Source organism: Dokdonia genika (genome assembly GCF_042652845.1).
Taxonomy (GTDB): domain Bacteria; phylum Bacteroidota; class Bacteroidia; order Flavobacteriales; family Flavobacteriaceae; genus Dokdonia; species Dokdonia donghaensis.
Genome location: NZ_JBHSHB010000009.1, coordinates 62,261 through 79,620, shown reverse-complemented (window position 1 = coordinate 79,620; position 17,360 = coordinate 62,261). Strand labels below are relative to the sequence as shown.

The 17,360-nt window shown below is 40.1% G+C and carries 19 protein-coding genes and 1 rRNA gene; 15 read left to right on the top strand and 5 right to left on the bottom strand.

Features of this window, described 5'->3' with window-relative positions:
* Positions 1 to 72, top strand: a 5S ribosomal RNA gene (rrf, locus tag ACFO5T_RS15155); the annotation flags it as partial.
* 145 nt (positions 73 to 217) lie between these two features.
* Positions 218 to 727: a DinB family protein gene (locus ACFO5T_RS06850; protein WP_380033116.1), complete on the top strand. Its 510-nt coding sequence runs from the start codon at positions 218 to 220 to the stop codon at positions 725 to 727.
* 26 nt (positions 728 to 753) lie between these two features.
* Here the strand turns inward: ACFO5T_RS06850 and ACFO5T_RS06845 are convergent, their stop codons facing one another.
* Both ACFO5T_RS06845 and murQ read right to left on the bottom strand, forming a co-directional pair.
* Complete coding sequence (locus ACFO5T_RS06845) at positions 754 to 975, bottom strand: DUF6095 family protein (RefSeq protein ID WP_380033114.1); 222 nt, start codon at positions 973 to 975, stop codon at positions 754 to 756.
* Positions 962 to 1,777 carry an N-acetylmuramic acid 6-phosphate etherase gene (gene murQ, locus ACFO5T_RS06840; RefSeq protein ID WP_380033112.1) on the bottom strand — a complete coding sequence of 272 codons (816 nt, stop codon included), beginning with the start codon at positions 1,775 to 1,777 and terminating at the stop codon, positions 962 to 964. The genes ACFO5T_RS06845 and murQ overlap by 14 nt, the downstream gene beginning before the upstream one ends.
* 296 nt (positions 1,778 to 2,073) lie before the next feature.
* On the opposite strand from murQ, the gene ACFO5T_RS06835 reads away from it, so the two are divergent.
* The 13 genes from ACFO5T_RS06835 to ACFO5T_RS06770 all read left to right on the top strand — a co-directional run bounded on the left by ACFO5T_RS06835 (position 2,074) and on the right by ACFO5T_RS06770 (position 14,169).
* Positions 2,074 to 2,364 carry a hypothetical protein gene (locus tag ACFO5T_RS06835; protein ID WP_035327369.1) on the top strand — a complete coding sequence of 97 codons (291 nt, stop codon included), beginning with the start codon at positions 2,074 to 2,076 and terminating at the stop codon, positions 2,362 to 2,364.
* Between the two features lie 6 nt (positions 2,365 to 2,370).
* Positions 2,371 to 2,661 carry a cell division protein ZapA gene (locus ACFO5T_RS06830; RefSeq protein WP_035327370.1) on the top strand — a complete coding sequence of 97 codons (291 nt, stop codon included), beginning with the start codon at positions 2,371 to 2,373 and terminating at the stop codon, positions 2,659 to 2,661.
* A 302-nt stretch (positions 2,662 to 2,963) separates the two neighbouring features.
* Positions 2,964 to 4,535 carry a ribonuclease Y gene (rny, locus tag ACFO5T_RS06820; protein ID WP_380033109.1) on the top strand — a complete coding sequence of 524 codons (1,572 nt, stop codon included), beginning with the start codon at positions 2,964 to 2,966 and terminating at the stop codon, positions 4,533 to 4,535.
* Between the two features lie 439 nt (positions 4,536 to 4,974).
* Positions 4,975 to 5,592 carry a GNAT family N-acetyltransferase gene (locus ACFO5T_RS06815; RefSeq protein WP_380033107.1) on the top strand — a complete coding sequence of 206 codons (618 nt, stop codon included), beginning with the start codon at positions 4,975 to 4,977 and terminating at the stop codon, positions 5,590 to 5,592.
* Positions 5,592 to 6,773, top strand: a complete 1,182-nt coding sequence (gene argG, locus ACFO5T_RS06810; RefSeq protein ID WP_035336342.1) for an argininosuccinate synthase — start codon at positions 5,592 to 5,594, stop codon at positions 6,771 to 6,773. The genes ACFO5T_RS06815 and argG overlap by 1 nt, the downstream gene beginning before the upstream one ends.
* Positions 6,770 to 7,744, top strand: coding sequence for an N-acetyl-gamma-glutamyl-phosphate reductase (argC, locus tag ACFO5T_RS06805; RefSeq protein ID WP_380033104.1), 975 nt, complete (start codon positions 6,770 to 6,772; stop codon positions 7,742 to 7,744). Before argG ends, argC begins: the two co-directional genes overlap by 4 nt.
* An 18-nt stretch (positions 7,745 to 7,762) precedes the next feature.
* Positions 7,763 to 8,551: a pyrroline-5-carboxylate reductase gene (gene proC / locus ACFO5T_RS06800; protein WP_380033102.1), complete on the top strand. Its 789-nt coding sequence runs from the start codon at positions 7,763 to 7,765 to the stop codon at positions 8,549 to 8,551.
* 18 nt (positions 8,552 to 8,569) lie between these two features.
* Positions 8,570 to 9,694, top strand: coding sequence for an aspartate aminotransferase family protein (locus tag ACFO5T_RS06795; RefSeq protein WP_380033100.1), 1,125 nt, complete (start codon positions 8,570 to 8,572; stop codon positions 9,692 to 9,694).
* The gene (locus tag ACFO5T_RS06790) at positions 9,691 to 10,656 is read left to right on the top strand and encodes an N-acetylornithine carbamoyltransferase (protein WP_380033098.1); all 966 of its coding nucleotides are present in this window, start codon (positions 9,691 to 9,693) and stop codon (positions 10,654 to 10,656) included. The genes ACFO5T_RS06795 and ACFO5T_RS06790 overlap by 4 nt, the downstream gene beginning before the upstream one ends.
* Entirely contained in the window at positions 10,646 to 11,431 is a 786-nt protein-coding gene (gene argB / locus ACFO5T_RS06785) for an acetylglutamate kinase (protein WP_380033095.1), read from the top strand. The genes ACFO5T_RS06790 and argB overlap by 11 nt, the downstream gene beginning before the upstream one ends.
* A complete protein-coding gene (locus ACFO5T_RS06780; protein WP_380033093.1) occupies positions 11,422 to 12,492 on the top strand; it encodes a M20 family metallo-hydrolase in 1,071 nt (356 codons plus the stop codon). The genes argB and ACFO5T_RS06780 overlap by 10 nt, the downstream gene beginning before the upstream one ends.
* Positions 12,493 to 12,546: 54 nt before the next feature.
* Positions 12,547 to 13,830: an argininosuccinate lyase gene (argH, locus tag ACFO5T_RS06775; RefSeq protein ID WP_380033091.1), complete on the top strand. Its 1,284-nt coding sequence runs from the start codon at positions 12,547 to 12,549 to the stop codon at positions 13,828 to 13,830.
* 57 nt (positions 13,831 to 13,887) lie between these two features.
* The gene (locus ACFO5T_RS06770) at positions 13,888 to 14,169 is read left to right on the top strand and encodes a DUF2188 domain-containing protein (protein WP_380033090.1); all 282 of its coding nucleotides are present in this window, start codon (positions 13,888 to 13,890) and stop codon (positions 14,167 to 14,169) included.
* Here the strand turns inward: ACFO5T_RS06770 and leuB are convergent.
* The 3 genes from leuB to leuC form a co-directional block, all read right to left on the bottom strand.
* Complete coding sequence (leuB, locus tag ACFO5T_RS06765; protein ID WP_380033088.1) at positions 14,166 to 15,281, bottom strand: 3-isopropylmalate dehydrogenase; 1,116 nt, start codon at positions 15,279 to 15,281, stop codon at positions 14,166 to 14,168. The two genes, ACFO5T_RS06770 and leuB, sit on opposite strands and share 4 nt — an antisense overlap.
* Before the next feature lie 77 nt (positions 15,282 to 15,358).
* Positions 15,359 to 15,949, bottom strand: coding sequence for a 3-isopropylmalate dehydratase small subunit (leuD, locus tag ACFO5T_RS06760; protein ID WP_380033086.1), 591 nt, complete (start codon positions 15,947 to 15,949; stop codon positions 15,359 to 15,361).
* The gene (gene leuC, locus ACFO5T_RS06755) at positions 15,949 to 17,334 is read right to left on the bottom strand and encodes a 3-isopropylmalate dehydratase large subunit (RefSeq protein WP_380033084.1); all 1,386 of its coding nucleotides are present in this window, start codon (positions 17,332 to 17,334) and stop codon (positions 15,949 to 15,951) included. The genes leuD and leuC overlap by 1 nt, the downstream gene beginning before the upstream one ends.
* Between the last annotated feature and the right edge of the window lie 26 nt (positions 17,335 to 17,360).

Here is a 17,360-nt window from a genome sequence, read left to right as displayed (position 1 = left end):
TTCCGAACAGAGAAGTTAAGCCCGCCAGCGCCGATGGTACTGCACTCGTGGGAGAGTAGGTCGCCGCCTTTTTAAGCTCCAGTACAGAAATGTGTTGGAGCTTTTTTTATGCAAGAAAATCAAGGAAACCTCTTTAAAGTCTTCATTTATTGTAATGTAAATTTCTATGTGCCGACTATAAAGTTCTTATATATTATATTTGGTAAAAGGCTTTACTATGAGAAAGGAAATTGTACGCACAATAAACAATAATTTAGGCAATGCTATATCGCTTATAGATAGCATATCTCCCGAAACATATACAGATGCCTCTATTGGTCCTTATTATAGCAGTATAGGCTCTCATATACGTCACGCACTAGACTTTTTTGATTGTATTATCGAAGGTCTTCAATCAAATAATATTGATCTTACAGCACGCAAGCGTGATGAGGAAATTTCAAAAAATCCTGCCGCAGCTAAGAAAAAGATAAACGCTATACAGACGCAGTTAGTGTCTTTTATAGGAGTAAATACAGATTACCTACTTAAGGTGACAGATAATCTAGGAGAAGGCAAGGAAACTATTATGTATACACTAGAGAGTATACTCGCTCAAGCAAATACACACGCAACGCATCACTATGCTATTATAAGTTATATGATGCAATCGCTTAATGTTGAAATAGAAATTCCCGGGTTCGGTTATAATCCTTCTACGCCAGTACCAAAAAGAGAGGGTATATAATAAGTTTATAGATTGTACTTTGGTAACTAATCATTAAAGAGTGCTCTCATAAGAGTGCGTATTCCTTTGAAACCAAAATAAATCGCTGCAACCAGTAGAACTATACCTATTCCTAATACGGGTATAAACATAGGGTGGTCTTGATTCTTAAACGAAGAGTTGAGAACAATAGGAGCTGTAATGAGAAGTAGTAGTGTACCGCCCATAAGCTTAACACCTTTTAGTAATTTTTCTTTATTTGTGTGCATAGTTGTCTATCGCTTTGCGCACGCTCCCGTGTGCTGTTAGTAATCTATTGGCCTCGTTGTAGTCTATTTTCAAGTGGTTTGCAATCATTTTTGTGCCGCGATCTACTAGCTTATCATTGCTAAGCTGCATATCCACCATCTTATTACCTTTAACGTGACCCATTTTAATCATCGAAGCTGTTGAGATCATATTCAGCACAAGTTTTTGTGCCGTACCTGCTTTCATACGTGAACTGCCTGTTACAAACTCGGGTCCTACAACTACTTCTATAGGATAAAGAGCCGTTTGTGCAAGAGGACTCCCGGCATTGCAAGTGATACAACCTGTTGTAATAGTATTTGCATTACACGCTTCAAGAGCGGCTATTACGTAAGGTGTGGTGCCAGATGCGGCAATACCTATTACCACATCATCGCTTGTTATATTGTGTGACTTAAGGTCATTCCATCCTTGATTTATGCTATCTTCGGCAAACTCGACAGCATCTCTTATAGCTTTGTCACCACCCGCAATTATGCCTACTACTAGATCTTTACTTACACCAAATGTAGGTGGACACTCGCTGGCATCTACTACTCCTAGTCTTCCGCTAGTGCCTGCTCCCATATAAAAAAGACGTCCTCCTCTTTTCATTTTGAGAACAATCGCTTCTATAAGTTTTTCAATTTGAGGTAGCGCTTTTTCAACTGCAAGCGGTACCGTTTTATCTTCTGTATTGATATTAATGAGCAACTCTGAGGTGCTCATATGTTCTAAATTGTCGTAGCGAGAATCCGTTTCGGTTGTTTTTGTAAAAGTCACAGTAGGTAAATGGTTTTTACAAAAATAGGTATTATGCCCCACAAGAACATTTGTTATTAAGTTTATGCGTATCCATATTACTAAGAGTTTGATACGACTAGTATATAATTTTGATAATTGTTATTAGCATAATATGGGGTGTGATTACGCTTTCGCGAAAGCGTAAAAAAGAAAATTTGTCATTAAAAAGTATTGATTTACTACCACAAATTGTGACTTTTAAATTTTAACGACTATCCATTGCACGGCTATTTTTCAAATGTTAACTTTGTGTTACGTAGAAATGCAGATGTTTTATGAGTAGTCTTTCTGAAGTTGTAGATTCTCTTGAGTACAAAATCGCTGCTTTGTTGAAACAATACAAAGATGTGAAGCAAACGCGGGTAGAACTGGAAACAGAACTTACCGCATTGCAACAAGAAAATCTAAAACTAAAAGAGGTGTTAGAAAATCGTGAGCAGAAGATAAAGACTCTCAAAACCGCAAATGCATTACTAGGCAGTAACGATTATAAAAGGGAAACCAAGCTAAAGATAAACTCTTTAGTGCGTGAGATAGATGCTTGTATTGCATCGCTTGCAGAATAATAAATTATGGCAGACAAGCTCAAAATCAAGTTGTCTATAGCAGATCGTGTGTACCCACTCACGATTCATCCTTCTCAAGAAGAGGGATTGCGTAAAGCAACAAAAGAGATTGAGGCAATGGTCAAGCAATTTGAGCAAAGCTATGCCGTTAGAGATAAACAGGATGTACTCGCAATGTGTGCACTTCAATTTGCATCTCAGGTTACCCAAAAAACTATAAGTGAAGACTCACTAAGTGAGGAAACTGCGGCTAGATTACAAAAGCTGGCAGACCTCCTTGATGATAGTTTGTCATAACGTTCTTTACATACAACAGCATATTACTGCCTGCATTGATTATTATTTTGATAAACTCAACAGTTATTTTTTATAAAGAGTGACTCTAAGTTGTAAAAGCACGCCGTTACTAGACTTGTTCTAGGTAGACGGAACCTTGATCAGCTTTATAGCTCTAATCCTTACTATTAGGAGTTTATACGAAATGCACTATCAATGTGGGCTTTTTTTATATCTCATAGCGAGGTAGTGAGGTTTTTAAAAACCTTAACAATCAACCATCAGTAGCGCCTGTAAAGGCATTATAATATTAAGTCAAAATTATGGAACATAACGCACTCTTGTTTATAGTAGGTGTGATTGCTCTTGCACTAGGATTTCTTATTGCAAAAATGTTAGAACGTAACAATGCATCACAAATCATTAAACGCGCAAAGAAAAGTGCTCAGGGCATCTTAAAAGAAGCTAAATCTGAGGGCGAGTCTATCAAAAAAGACAAAATACTTCAAGCCAAAGAAAAATTTATCGAGCTTAAAGCAGAGCACGAAAAAGTAATCTTAGGAAGAGATAAAAAAATGAACGAGGCCGAGAAGCGCACTCGTGACAAAGAATCTCAAGTAAGTGGTGAGCTTTCGCGAAATAAAAAATTAAATCAATCTCTAGAAGATAGAATTAAAGATTATGATAAGCGCTTAGAATACGTCGATAAGAAAAAAGCCGAAGCTGAAAAAATGCACCAGAGTACGGTACAGCAACTTGAGGTAATCTCAGGACTGTCTGCCGAAGAAGCAAAAAGTCAACTTGTAACAACTCTGAAAGACCAAGCCAAGGCAGATGCTATGAAGCACGTGCAAACTTCTATCGAAGAGGCAAAAATGACTGCAGAGCAAGAGGCCAAAAAAATTATCATTAATACCATACAACGCATAGGAACAGAAGAAGCAGTAGAAAATTGTGTATCTGTTTTTAACCTTGAAAGTGATGATGTAAAAGGAAGAATTATAGGTAGAGAAGGTCGTAATATACGTGCTATTGAAGCAGCAACAGGTGTTGAGATTATTGTAGATGATACTCCAGAGGCAATTATACTTTCTTGTTTTGACAGTGTACGTCGTGAGGTAGCTCGTTTGTCATTACACAAACTTGTAACAGATGGTCGTATACACCCAGCAAGAATTGAAGAAGTTGTACAGAAAACAACGAGACAAATTGAGCAGGAGATTGTAGAAGTAGGAAAGCGTACAGTAATCGACTTAGGTATACACGGTTTACACCCAGAGCTTATTAAAGCGGTAGGACGTATGAAGTACCGTTCTTCTTATGGTCAAAACCTACTACAACACAGTAGAGAAGTTGCAAAACTTTGTAGTGTGATGGCAGCAGAGTTAGGCGTAAATGCAAAACTTGCTCGTAGAGCTGGACTTCTGCACGATATAGGTAAAGTGCCAGATACAGATACAGAGACAGAAACACCACACGCAATCTTAGGAATGCAATGGGCAGAAAAGTATGGAGAGAAGCCAGACGTCTGTAACGCCATAGGTGCTCACCACGATGAGATTGAGATGACAAGTTTGCTTTCTCCTATTGTACAGGTTTGTGATGCGATAAGTGGAGCGAGACCAGGTGCACGCCGTCAGGTATTAGATTCATATATACAACGTCTTAAAGATCTTGAGGAAATAGCTTTCGGATTCCAAGGTGTGAAGAAGGCTTATGCTATTCAAGCAGGACGTGAACTGCGTGTTATTGTAGAGAGTGAGAAGGTTAATGATGATAAAGCTTCATCGTTATCTTTTGAGATTTCGCAAAAAATTCAAACAGATATGACCTACCCAGGTCAAGTAAAAGTTACCGTAATACGAGAGACCAGAGCGGTCAATATTGCAAAGTAACTGTAAGATTTAGTTATTATTTTTATAAAGAGGCTAGGGCATTATGCGCTAGCCTCTTTTGTTTTAAACCCCTAATGTTGAGCATTTCACAATCTAAAACCCATTAATTAAGATTCTTATAGCAAAGTCTAAAAATCTTATTTAATTATATAAAAAAGGTAGTTTTCACATAATTAATTCTAAAAGTGTATTGCTAGCTCAAATAAGTTACTACCTTTGAACCATTATTATGAACAGAATAATTGCACATATCTCAAATAGCCTTACAGCACTTCTTGCTGCAAGACCTGCTATGCAATTACTTCCTGTTCCTGTACGACGCTTCCGCCGCCGCCCGTAAGGGTAGCTCATTAATGAGGGATGGTAGGTGAGTCCTATCCCGTTTTCCATAAAAGGAACCGTCACATTTTCAATATACATTTTAACTTAAATCATCGCTATGCAAATTGTTGTAGCCACGATTTCGCACACACCATATGCTCAGATTATCTGTGATACCATCGCAGAGTCATCTAAGGTACGTGGTACAGGAATCGCTCGTAGAACTCCAGAATATGTCATCTCAAAGATGGAAGCAGGTAATGCTGTCATTGCTTTAGAGGGTGACGTTTTTGCGGGCTTCTGTTATATAGAAGCCTGGGGACACGAGAAATTTATTGCCAACTCTGGACTTATTGTTCACCCAGACTTCAGAGGAAAGGGACTTGCCAAAAAAATTAAAGAAGAGATATTTACGCTTTCGCGAAAGCGTTACCCAGATGCAAAAATCTTCGGAATCACTACGGGTCTTGCCGTGATGAAGATTAATAGTGATCTAGGTTATAAACCCGTCACGTTTTCTGAACTCACAACAGATGAAAGCTTCTGGAAAGGTTGCCAGACCTGCAAGAACTTTGACGTGCTCACACGTACAGAGCAAAAGATGTGCTTATGCACGGGTATGCTCTATGACCCATCAAAAGAATCAAAATCCACAGAAAAAAATACTGTAAAACCACCTGTTTTTAACAGGCTGAAACAAATAAAGGAAAAGCTATTCCTCAAAAAAAATAAGTAATGAAAAAATTAATCTTAGCATACTCAGGAGGACTCGATACAAGCTATTGTGTAAAATATTTCACTGCAGAAATGGGGTATGAAGTACACGCTGTAAGTGTAAATACAGGTGGATTTACAGATCAAGAAATCGCAAATAATAAAGAGAAAGCGCTTGCACTAGGAGCTACATCATATACAAACATAGATGCCATAGCTACTTTTTATGATACGGTGGTGAAGTATCTCATCTTTGGTAATGTACTTAAGAACAACAGTTACCCACTTTCTGTAAGTGCAGAACGTATCGTGCAAGCCATAGAGATTGCAAAATTTGCCAAAGCTCAAAATGCAGATGCTATTGCTCACGGTAGTACAGGTGCAGGTAACGATCAGGTGCGTTTTGATATGACGTTTCAGACCATTGTGCCAGAGTTAGAAATAATAACGCCGATAAGAGATCAAACGCTTTCGCGAAAGCAGGAAATCGATTACTTACAGAGTCACGGTATTTCTTGGTCTTGGGAGAAGGCACAGTACTCTATAAATCAAGGTTTGTGGGGTACAAGTGTAGGAGGTGCACAAACCCTAACCTCACATCAAACACTACCTGAGGATGCATATCCTAGTCAGCTAGAGGCTAGCGATTCGCAAACCTTAAAGATTGGATTCACACAAGGGGAACCTACTTCGCTTAATGGAAAGCAAGGTTCACCAGTAGAGATTATAGAGCAACTAGAAGACATCGCAAGCAAGTATGCCATAGGTCGCGGGATGCACGTGGGAGACACCATTATTGGTATAAAGGGAAGAGTAGGTTTTGAAGCTGCAGCTCCTATAATTATACTAGAAGCACATCGTACTCTTGAAAAACACACACTTTCAAAATGGCAATTACAACACAAAGAAAACATCGCGTTGTGGTATGGAACTCACTTACACGAGGGATTATACCTAGAGCCTGTAATGAGAGATTTTGAAGCTTTTTTACAGAGCAGCCAGAATACGGTGACTGGAGAAGTAGAAGTAGTATTACATCCATATAGATTTGAGGTAGTAGGCATCACATCAGATTATGACCTTATGCAATCTAAGGTAGCGAGTTATGGAGAAGAAAACCAAGGATGGACCGCCGCCGAAGCAAAAGGGTTTATAAAAATATTAGGTAATCAGTCTAGAATCATAGCAAACCAAAACAAATGAAAAAAATAGGAATCATAGGTGGTGCAGGTTATACTGCTGGGGAGCTCATTAGACTGCTTATTCATCACCCAGAAGTAGAGATAGATTTTATATACAGTACTAGTAATGCTGGTAATGCAGTAGGCGTGGTGCATCAAGATCTTGCTTATGTAGATCTCGCTTTTACAAGTGAGGTAAACACAAAGGTAGATGTAGTTTTTTTATGTCTAGGGCACGGTAATTCTGGTAAATTTTTAGAGCTATATCGCTTTTCTTCAAGTACGAAGATCATTGATTTGAGTAATGAGTTTAGACTCAAAAGTGATGTCACTTTTAAGGATAGAACATTTGTATACGGCTTGCCAGAAATCAATAAAGAGAAAATTAAAAACGCGCAAAACATTGCAAACCCTGGATGCTTTGCCACTGCAATACAACTAGCGATATTGCCGCTGGCGAGCGCTTCTTTACTCAACCAAGATGTGCATATTAATGCCGTAACAGGCGCTACGGGAGCGGGAGTTAAGCCTAGTGCTACTACGCATTTTGGGTGGAGAGATAATAACTTCTCACACTACAAGGCTTTTAATCATCAGCATCTTGGGGAGATAGGAGAGTCTGTCGTTCAGTTGCAAGAAGGTTTTGATAGCGAACTTCATTTTATTCCGCAGCGTGGTAATTTTTCTAGAGGGATTTTCGCAACTGCCTACACATTTTATGAGGGTACGATTGAAGAGGCATATGCGCTTTATGAGGATTTTTATAAGGACTCCGCTTTCGCGAAAGCGGTAAAAGCACCTTTACACCTCAAACAAGTGGTAAACACAAACTACGGCTTTATACACTTAGAAAAACACGGTAATAAATTGTTGATTACTAGTGTGATTGATAATCTCTTAAAAGGAGCAAGTGGTCAAGCTGTAGAAAATATGAATCTAATGTTTGGTTGGGTTCAAGATACGGGGCTCCAACTCAAAGCAAGTTATTTCTAAAAGTTAAGATATAGACATATGAAAATAGCAATCATAGGAACGGGAAATTTAGGTCTTGCCATCGCAAAAGGATTCATCACAAATAATGCGGTGACTAGCTTATATCTTACTAAAAGAGATATTTCTAGTATCGAAAAATGGGATGCCTACAAGGAAGTAACAACGACGAGTGATAACCGTGAGGCTGTTGTAAAAAGTGACATTCTCATTTTTGCAGTACAGCCAGGTCATTTTGCAGGTATACTTGAAGATATTAAAGAATTACTTACAGAGAAACACATTATTATCTCTACAATAACTGGTTTCAAAGTGCCACAAATCGCTGAGATTGTAGGAGACGATCAATTTATTATACGCGCAATGCCCAACACCGCTATTGCTGTAGGGCAAAGTATGACTTGTTTATGCAGCAATACAGCAGGCGAAAAGCGCATTGCCATAGCCGAAGCCATTTTTAATAAACTAGGCACAAGTCTTATTATTCCAGAAGGACAGATGCAAGCTGCAACGGTTATCTGTGCGAGTGGTATTGCTTTCTGGATGCGATTGATTAGGGCAACTACGCAGGGTGCCATACAGCTAGGTTTTGACGCAAAAGAAGCGCAAGAACTTTCTATGCAAACTTGTCTAGGAGCTGCCACTCTGGTTATTAAATCTGGTAACCATCCAGAAGCAGAAATTGATAAAGTAACCACGCCAAAAGGCTGCACAATAGAAGGTCTCAATGAGATGGAACATTCAGGTTTGAGCTCTTCTCTCATAAAGGGAATCGTGGCTAGTTATCAAAAAATTAATAGCATCTCATAGTGCTTAAAAATAAAGAGTATGAAATTATTTGATGTATATCCGCTTTATGATGTTACTCCTGTTAAGGCAGAGGGATGCTATGTTTATGATCAAAGTGGTCAAGAGTATCTTGATTTATATGGCGGTCACGCTGTGATCTCTATAGGTCACGGACATCCTCATTATATAAAGAAATTAAAAACACAGATGGAAGCCATAGGGTTTTATTCTAATGCAGTTCATAATCCGCTGCAGGTGGAGGTTGCTCAGAAATTAGGAGCACTTTCTGGTTGTGAAGATTATGATTTGTTTTTCTGTAATTCTGGCGCAGAGGCAAATGAGAATGGATTAAAACTAGCGTCATTTGACACAGGTAAAAGTCGCGTGGTAGCGTTTAAAAATAGCTTTCACGGGAGAACATCTGCCGCCGTAGCAGCTACCGATAATCCTAGTATTGTTGCGCCTATAAATGCACAACACCAAGTATCCATACTTGACTTGGGTAATACAGAGCAACTAGAGGAAACTTTGCAACAAGGAGATTGCTGTGCGGTGATTTTAGAATTTATACAGGGCGTAGGAGGTTTAGATCAATCTACAGAGCTGTTTTATCAAGATGTTGCCGCGCTTTGTAAAAAATATGATGTAAAACTCATTGCAGACGAGGTACAATCTGGTTTTGGTAGATCTGGAGAGTTTTTTGCTTTTCAGAAATATAATATCACGCCAGATATTATCACCATTGCAAAAGGAATGGGTAACGGTTTTCCCGTGGGCGGTGTGCTGGTGCATCACTCTATTGAGGCGCGATATGGGATGCTGGGAACGACCTTTGGCGGTAATCATCTTGCTTGCGCTGCTACACTTGCGGTTCTCGAGGTGATTGAAAAGGAGCATTTGATGTCTCACGCAAAGGAAATGGAAACCTACTTTAGGGAGAAAGCACTTGCATTTGGCAATCGGGTGACTGTAAAAGGTCGCGGACTAATGCTAGGGCTAGACTTAGGCTACGATGTAGGAGCATTGCGCAAAAAACTAATTTACGAGTATCATATTTTTACGGGAGGAGCAAAAAACAAACACGTGCTCAGAATACTTCCACCACTTACAATTCAAAAACCACAGATAGATTTACTATTTGAAGCATTACACAAGGAGTTATGAAGAACTACATATCTATAAATGATATCCCTAATCTAGAAATGGCGATTAAAGAAGCGCTGTATATGAAGGAGTATCCGTACGCTTTCGCGAAAGCGGGAAAACAAAAAACCTTAGGTCTTCTATTTTTTAACTCGAGCTTACGTACAAGATTAAGCACCGAAAAAGCTGCCAAAAACCTGGGTATGGAGACTATGACACTCAATGTAAACAGTGATAGCTGGCAACTAGAGTTTGAAGATGGTACTGTGATGGATGGCACAAAAGCAGAGCATATTAAAGAGGCTGCGCAGGTGTTATCGCAATATTGTGATGTACTTGCTGTGAGAGCTTTTCCAGGGCTGGTAGATAAAAGTCAAGATGAGCTAGAGGTCGTACTTTCTGCATTTATGCAATATGGGAGTGTGCCAGTTGTAAATCTAGAGAGCAGTACGGCGCACCCGCTACAAGGCTTTACAGATGCAATCACGATTTACGAACTCACCGAAAGTCTACGTGCAGTAAATAAAAAACCTAATGTTGTGTTGACCTGGGCGCCACACCCTAAAGCCTTGCCACACGCAGTTGCAAACTCATTTATCCAGACGATGCAAAAGGCAAATGTAAATTTCACAATTACTAATCCTGAGGGTTATGATCTCAATCCAGAAATACGTGGTGAAGTACCGGTGATTCATAACCAAAAAGAAGCCTTTGCAAATGCCGATATCATTTATGTGAAAAACTGGAGCAGCTATGAAGATTATGGTAAGGTGCAATCGCAAGACAGTAACTGGATGATTAATGCCGAAAAACTTAAGGGAACCAATCAAGCCAAAGTTATGCATTGCCTACCCGTACGCCGTAACGTTGTCATTGCAGATGATGTGCTAGACACCGAGTCAAGCGCTGTAATCCAGCAAGCTGGTAATAGAACGTGGGCTGCACAATGGGTGCTTAAAAACATACTGGACAATGATAAATAAACAGCAACTTACCGTAGTAAAAATAGGTGGAGATATTGTAGATTATGATGAGCTACTCACCTCATTTTACACGCATTTTAAGGCAATTTCTGGTCCAGCTATTATCATACACGGTGGAGGAAATAAAGCATCTACTTTACAAGAGCAGCTGGGTTATGTTCCAGTAAAAGTAGATGGGAGAAGGGTGACAGATGAGGCGACGCTAGAGGTTGTGACAATGGTATATGCCGGACTTCTCAACAAGAAACTTGTCGCTGGCCTGCAGGCAAAAGGTAAAAACACCATAGGACTTTCTGGAGCAGATGGTGATGCCGTGAGAGCGCATAAACGCGAAGTGACGACGGTAGATTATGGTTTAGTAGGAGATATAGACAGAGTGAATGTGAGTTTTATAAATGACCTCCTTTCTGACGGTAAAGTACCTGTATTTTCTGCAATTACGCACGATGGTAATGGGCAATTACTCAACACCAATGCAGATACACTCGCTGCCAAAATTGCGGTAGCAATGAGCTCTTTATATAACGTTCAGTTGTTTTATTGTTTTACAAAACCAGGTGTCCTTGAAGATGTAAATAATGATGAATCGATAGTAACGCGCATAGATAAAGGGCTTTATAAAGAGATGAAAACAGCGGGACAAATATTTGAAGGGATGACTCCTAAACTAGATACTGCCTTTGAGGCGCTCGATCAAGGCGTTATGAGAGTACATCTGGGCGAGGTTGATATACTGAGCGATAACACTATAAAACACACGACACTATGTCTTTAAAAACTCAAACAGATAGCGCCGTAGCACTACTACAATCACTCATTGAGACACAAAGTTTTTCTAGTGAAGAAGATGGCACAGCTCTGCTTATCATAAACTGGTTAGAGGAGAAGGGGATTACGCTTTCGCGAAAGCGTAACAACATCTACGCATTTAATAAACATTACGACGCATCAAAACCGTTATTGCTTCTCAACTCGCACCACGATACGGTTAAGCCAAATAAAGGATACACAAGAGATCCTTATAATGCCGAAATTAAGGACGGAAAATTGTACGGTCTAGGAAGTAACGATGCAGGTGCAAGTCTTGTGGGCTTATTAACAGCGTTTGTACATTTTTATGAGCGTGAGGGTATGTCTCATAATATTGTAATTGTAGCTTCTGCCGAAGAAGAGTCAAGTGGTCCTAATGGTCTTAATAGTATGCTTGCGCATCTGCCTGAGATAGATGTTGCCATTGTAGGCGAGCCTACATTAATGAACCTCGCCATTGCCGAAAAAGGGTTGGTTGTTTTTGATGCAGTAGTAAAAGGAACGGCAGGTCACGCAGCTCACATAAAGGAGAATATGGCTATTTATAATGTGATAGAAACCTTGCAGTGGTTTGAAAATATAACTTTTAAAAAAGTGTCTGATATGCTGGGAGCCACTAAGGTTACCGTAACTCAAATTAATGCGGGTAGTCAGCATAATGTAGTGCCTAGTCAGGTAGAACTCGTCATAGATGTAAGAGTAAACGAGCATTACAGCAACCAAGAAATCGCCGATTATATGGTGGCTAATGTGCCGTGTGACACGATACAACCAAGGTCATTGCGGCTAAATAGTTCGCGTATCCCAAAAGAGCATAAGCTCGTACAAGCAGGAATAGCACTAGGCAGGGAAACTTACGGTTCGCCTACCTTATCTGATCAAGCCTGCTTGAGTTGTCCATCTTTAAAACTAGGTATAGGCGACAGTACACGCTCGCATATGGCAGATGAGTTTGTCTATGTACACGAGATAGAGCAGGGGATAGCATTATACATCGAGCTCTTAGAAAAATTTTTAACCGCATAAATAATATGGGTTGTTGCAATAGTGTGAATAGCATAACCTACTAATAAGATACCTATGAAACTTTGGGAAAAAGGAATACCAACAGATCAAAAAATAGAAGCATTTACGGTGGGTAATGATCGTGAGATTGATATCCATATTGCTAAATATGACTTGCTAGCCAGCAAGGCACACGCAACGATGCTCGCATCTGTAGGCTTGCTTACACAAGAGGAGAGCGAGCAGTTAAATAAGCAATTAGACCATATGCTAAAGCAAGAGCAGGAAGGAACATTTGTTATAGAAGCAGATTTTGAAGATGTACACTCTAAGATAGAAAGTGATCTTGTAAAAGCACTTGGAGATACGGGTAAAAAAATACACACAGCAAGATCTCGTAATGATCAAGTTCTTGTGGCGTTAAACCTTTATTTTAAAGCAGAATTATCTCAAATAACTGAAGGCGTAGAGAAGTTGTTTGAGACACTTCTCAAACTTGCAGAGACTCATAAAAACAACCTACTGCCTGGATATACACACCTTCAAGTGGCAATGCCATCATCATTTGGGCTTTGGTTTTCTGCCTATGCAGAGTTACTTATAGATGACCTTTACTTACTCAAAGCAGCACAGAAGGTGGTAGATCAAAATCCGCTGGGGAGTGCAGCTGGATATGGATCTAGTTTTCCTATCGATAGAGAGATGACTACCAAGCAACTTCAATTTGCCGATTTGAAATACAATGTAATTGCGGCTCAACTCTCAAGAGGGAAATCTGAACGCACGGTAACGCAAGCAGTTGCAAATATTGCAAATACCTTGAGTCGTTTTGCAATGGATATATGTTTGTACTGCTCTCAAAATTTTGGGTTCATTAAGTTTCCAGATGCACTTACTACAGGCAGTAGTATTATGCCGCACAAAAAGAATCCAGATGTTTTTGAGCTTTTGCGTGGTAAGTGCAATCAGTTACAAGCCATCCCACAGGAAATGATTATGATAACAAATAATTTACCAAGTGGTTACCATAGAGATTATCAGTTACTTAAAGAGAGCGCTATTAAATCTGTTGAGGATCTCAAGGTAGTGCTAGATATTTTTGAGTTTTCTATTGCTCAGGTGCAAGTGCAAGATGTTAATCTGGATGATGAGAAGTATCAACACCTCTTTACAGTAGATGCTATTAATGATCTTGTAACCGCTGGTGTACCTTTTAGAGAAGCATATAAGCAAATAGGGGAGCAGGTAGAAAATGGTTCTTTTAAAGCAGGAAATACAAAGGAGCACTCACACTTAGGAAGTATACATAACCTAGGTCTAGATAAGATACAAGCCAAATTTGACAAGGCGGTATCTTAATGAGTATGGAAGGCTTTAGACACATAATGAGCTTGTGTAAAATAGTATCTTCGCACTATGAGTAGCATTAAAATCTTTTTGCGTTCATTACTAGAAATAGTGGAAAGCGTATATGAAAACTCTCGCAAGGCAAGTAGAAAACGTACTTGGCATCAGCACGTAGTTCCCTATGAAGGGGACTGGGCTGTAAGGCGCGAGGGTAACAAGCGTATCACTTCAAAGCATCAAAAGCAGAGTACTGCCATACGTAAAGCAAAGAGTATTGCACGTAAACGCAAGGCAGATGTAATTATACATCGTGCAGGTGGTGGGATACGAGAGCGTATAAGCTATGATTAAATAATTGTGCTTTGTCCTGCGTGAATATTTTTAAAATTACGGTTGGTGTCTTCTGGGTTTAAGATATAATCTGCAATAAAGTCACCCACTTTTGAGGTGCTTAACGGGTTTTCTGGTTTGAGATCTTCTGTTGTAAAACCTAGTTCTAAAGATTTTTCTACAGCGGTTTCTATACTTTCTGCCTCGTCTTGAAGCCCGAGATGTCTCAATAACATCGCAGCAGATAAGATAGAAGCCAGCGGATTTGCAATTCCCTTGCCAGTAGCTTGCGGGTAAGAGCCGTGTATAGGCTCAAAAAGTGCATTTTCTGTACCTACAGAGGCAGAAGCTAGAAGTCCTATAGAACCACCTATCACACTTGCCTCATCAGATATAATATCACCAAACAAGTTTTCTGTCAAAATCACGTCAAACTGCTTTGGGTTTAAAATCATTTGCATTGCCGCATTGTCTACAAAGAGAAAATCTACCTCTACTTCAGGATATCCTTTGGCAACCTCAGTTACTGTTCTTCTCCAAAGTCGTGATGTTTCTAGCACGTTTGCTTTATCTACGAGCGTCAATTTTTTACGTCTGTTTTGAGTCTCTTTAAAGGCTAGATGTGCCATTCTTGTAATTTCTTTTACAGAATATGAGCAACCGTCTGAGGCTACTTGACCATCATCACTAAGGTGTTTCTCACCAAAATAGATACCACCTGTGAGTTCGCGATAGATAGACATATCTGCGCCAGAAATGATCTCTCTTTTAAGAGGTGAATTATCTAAAAGTTGCTCATAAGCTTTTACAGGGCGTACATTACAAAACAGTCCTAGTGACTTACGCAATCTCAGAAGGCCTTGCTCTGGGCGAACTTTTGCCGTTGGGTCATTGTCATATTTGGGATCACCAATGGCCCCAAACAGTATAGCATCAGATGCCTCGCAAATATCTAGTGTTTCCTCAGGAAGCGGATTTCCCGTCGCGTCTATGGCGCAAGCACCCATCATTGCTTCTGTATATGTAAAGTGATGTCCGTATTCGTCTGCCACTGCCTCTAGAGCTTTTTTTGCTTGAGCAGTAACTTCTGGTCCTATCCCGTCTCCAGGTATGATTGCAATATTAAAATCCATAGTGTGTGTTTGAATTATGTACTAAATCCCCGCCTTAGTAGGCGAGGACCTGGTAACCATTTATATATTGTGTTTTATTAAAACACCATTCGTTCTTTTTCAAAGGCCTCTATTTCGGCCTTTTTACTTAGTAGAAAATCGATATCATCATATCCATTAATCATACAAACCTTCTTGTAAGGATCTATTTCAAATTCCGCTTTCGCGAAAGCGGTTTCAACCACCTGATTTTCTAGATCTATTGTAATAGGTAACTCAGGGTTTGCTTCTATACCTGCTAGTAATTCCTTAAGATACTCCGGCGTCACCTGAATAGGAAGCAAGCCGTTGTTAAGTGCATTACCTTTAAAAATATCTGCAAAAAAACTTGAGATGACTACTTTGAATCCATACCCTACAATTGCCCAAGCAGCGTGCTCACGGCTAGACCCACAACCAAAGTTATCTCCAGCTACCAGAATTTTTGCTCCAGCATATTGTGGTTTATTAATAGGGAACTCTGCATCCAGCGTTCCATCTTTTTTAAAGCGCCAGTCTCTAAAAACGTTATCGCCAAATCCTTTTTTATCTGTCGCCTTCAGGAAGCGCGCAGGGATAATCTGGTCTGTATCTATATTTTCTATAGGTAGCGGTACCGCTGTGCATATGAGTTTTGTAAATTTTTCCATCAGGCTACAGCTTCTTTTGTGACGTCTACTATTTTACCAGCTATTGCGGTTGCAGCAGCAACAAGGGGGGATGCAAGAATCGTCCTTGCGCCTTGTCCCTGGCGACCTTCAAAATTTCTATTTGAGGTAGAAACACAGTACTCTCCAGCGGGAATTTTATCATCATTCATCGCTAGACAGGCTGAACAGCCAGGCTGCCGTAAGGCAAACCCAGCCTCTTCAAACACCTCTTTAAGCCCCTCTTCTTCGAGTTGCTTTGCTACTTGTTGTGAGCCAGGTACAAGCCAGGCGTTCACATTTGCAGCTTTATGTTTTCCGCGCACGTATGATGCGGCTATTCTAAAATCTTCTATTCTTGAGTTTGTACAACTTCCTAAAAACACATAATTAATAGGCGTGTCTAGTAATTGTGCTCCACCCTTGAAGTTCATATACTCCAGCGCTTTCTCAAAGGTCATATCGCCTTTTTCGGGTATAGCGCCGTTTATTTTTATTCCCATTCCTGGGTTTGTGCCGTAGGTGAGCATAGGTGCTATATCTTCGGCATCAAAGTGGTATTCTTTGTCAAAAGTGGCATCTTGATCTGTAGGGAGTGTTTTCCAGTAGGATACCGCTTTCGCGAAAGCGTCACCCTGCGGAGCAAATTTGCGTCCTTCTACATAATCAAAAGTGGTTTGATCTGGGGCAATCATACCGCCACGAGCACCCATCTCGATACTCATATTACAAACCGTCATACGGCCTTCCATACTCATCTCCTCAAAAACGTTACCCGCATACTCACAGAAGTAACCTGTACCAGCGTTTGTACCAATTTTTGAGATGATATATAAAATCACATCCTTAGGAGAAACGTGTGGTGCAAGGGTTCCATTTACAGAAACGCGTAAGCTTTTAGGCTTGTTAAGTAACAAGCTCTGACTCGCAAATACTTGTCCCACCTGGCTCGTCCCGATACCAAAGGCAATAGTGCCAAAGGCTCCGTGTGTTGAGGTGTGACTATCGCCACAAACCATTGTCATACCTGGTTGTGTGATGCCCAGTTCTGGTGCCATCACGTGTACAATGCCATTGTATTTGTGACCTAGACCGTAGAGGGTGATGTTGTGTTTCTCACAGTTTTCTGTGAGTTGTTGTAATTGCTTGCGAGACATCTCATCTCTAATAGGTAAATGCTGATCTTGAGTTGGGGTATTATGATCTGCCGTGGCAACTATTTGATCTGGACGCGCTACAGGAATACCACGCTCCTCAAGCTCATTAAATGCCTGCGGACTGGTCACTTCGTGTATCAAGTGCTTGTCTATATATAAGATTTGTGGCCCGTTATCTACCGTGTCTACCACGTGTGCATCCCAGACTTTATCAAATAGTGTTTTTCCCATTGCTATGTATACTCTCGTAAATTACG